Genomic DNA, 1,862 nt, shown 5'->3' with positions numbered 1-1,862 from the left:
CACCCGCCTCGAACTGCCTCGCGAAGAACCGCACATGGAAGGTCACAACATCTGGATTGGCAACCATCCCGGCAGCCTGCTGGCGTTCCCGGTAGCCGATCTCGCCGAACACTTGATGGAAAACCTGTGGTTCTTCGCGGCCAACGGCTACCTGATCGTCGATGACATCAATGGCCGCAACATCCCTGGCCTTGAACGGTTTTCCGCGCTATCGCATGCCGGTGACCCGATCCCGTTGTCGTTCGTCGAGCAGTACACGCTCACTGAGGCGAGCGCAGAACTCGCGATCGCCACCAACAACGGCGTGCTGGCGTTGCAGGCGATGGGTCTGGGCGGCTGGACCTACGACGGGCTCAATCGGTTGTCGGTGTTGGGTGGCTCCGGCGACCCGGACGCACCCGGGCTGGGCTTTATCGCCGACGACGACGAGCGCTGGCCCTTCCCCAACGTCACCGGGCTGCCCGGATACTTCGAGACGCTCAGCCCACCGCACGTGCCGTCGGTAGCGGCGGGGGTGGCCAAGCTGGTTGCGCGAAAATACGGCCCCGGCGGGCCGTTTCACCCCGATACCCAAGGACCATGGTCGGATACGCCGAAGGTGCGCGCCTCCGTGCTACCGCCGGACGGCATTCAGGAGCTCGTCACGGTCGAAGTGTCCTACATCTACGATACTTTCGGAAAGCTGCCTGGCACCGCGCCGACTGTGCACGTGCTGATGTATCTACAGGCGCAACATCTCGACGTTGACTTCTACGACGAGTTCTTCGGCCCGGGCGCCTACCTGCCCACCCATGCCGATCACCAGGGCCGCTGGCATTAGTGCGCACACCGGGCGTTAAGCAGAAACCGGTACATACACCCCTCGCCCCTGGGCCATTGACTCGAGAGCGTCATAAGCGATCCACACGAATCCGTTTTCGCCCCAACCAGTCCCAAAGCTGTTCTGAACCCGAACCGCGCCGGTCGTCGTGGTGTATGCATCGTTGTAGCCGACGATGAGCATGACGTGACCGACTTTCTTGCCGTTGCGGTTCATCGACCACTGTCCATTGCCGACGTAAGGCGAGGGCGTACCGCGGTAGTGCGCAAAGTCTGTGTAGAGCGACGTACCGTAAGCGATCGGCGTGCCAGACGCGATGACGGCTCGCAGATTGTTCAAGCCGGCCTGGCCGGTGATCATTGTCATTTTATATTCGGGAATCCGAAAGCTCGGATCTGGTGGGATGGTCCGCGAACCATACTCCGACCAGTTGACGTCGCACGACGATGTGGGTCCCCGCCTCAAGTAGTTTGGGGCCGCAGCCAACGATGGGGTGCCACCATTGGATTGAAGCCAATTGAGACACTTGGTGATTTGGCCGCCATGGCAGGTTGTGGCAGCGACGTTGTTTGCGATCTCCGATCGAATGTAGGCGTAGTCGGGGCCGGCCTGCCGGTTAGGGCTGGTCGGCGGTGTCTGGCTTTTGCGGGCTGCGTAGAACGTCGCCAGGCCGTATACCGAGGCCCATACGAAACAGTTCGGCATGGTCTGGCGGCCAACCGGAGGTAACCATTCGGGCCGAACGGACGCCGCCGGCGGCGCTTTGGCGAGGCGCCCCGGCGCCTCCAGTGTCCCCGGCTCGGGGACGTCAGGATCGTATCCGTAGTCGTTGAGCTCGTCCGGCTCGTCGGCTCTCGCCTCGCTGCTGCAGGAGGAAAGCGCCAACCCAAGCGCACCAGCCGCTGCAAACGCCAGCATCGAACGCCTGCCGAACCGTGGATTCATGAGCCCTTCCTGGGTCGCACGCTTTCGTGGCCGATAGATGCGAAGGAATCCGGGTCGGCGACGTCCCAATCCGACCGCCACGTAGCCGGCGCATGGT

Annotated in this window: 1 protein-coding gene and 1 pseudogene; one reads left to right on the top strand and one right to left on the bottom strand. The window is 62.7% G+C overall.

Going from position 1 to position 1,862, the window contains the following annotated elements:
• Positions 1–820 (top strand): annotated as a pseudogene (locus WAN71_RS25650) (hypothetical protein); the annotation flags it as partial.
• Positions 821–835: 15 nt separating this feature from the next.
• Here WAN71_RS25650 and WAN71_RS25645 read toward each other — a convergent pair.
• A complete protein-coding gene (locus WAN71_RS25645; protein WP_422228016.1) occupies positions 836–1,525 on the bottom strand; it encodes a C1 family peptidase in 690 nt (229 codons plus the stop codon).
• Positions 1,526–1,862: the final 337 nt, after the last annotated feature.

It is taken from the genome of Mycobacterium sp. (assembly GCF_049280035.1).
GTDB lineage: Bacteria > Actinomycetota > Actinomycetes > Mycobacteriales > Mycobacteriaceae > Mycobacterium.
The sequence above is the reverse complement of the archived record's forward strand: the minus strand, read 5'-3'. Positions and strand labels throughout refer to the sequence as shown.

Coding starts and splice junctions, on each gene's coding strand:
- WAN71_RS25645 (WP_422228016.1), bottom strand. CDS start 1,525: ATGCCGAACTGTTTCGTATGGGCCTCGGTATACGGCCTGGCGACGTTC.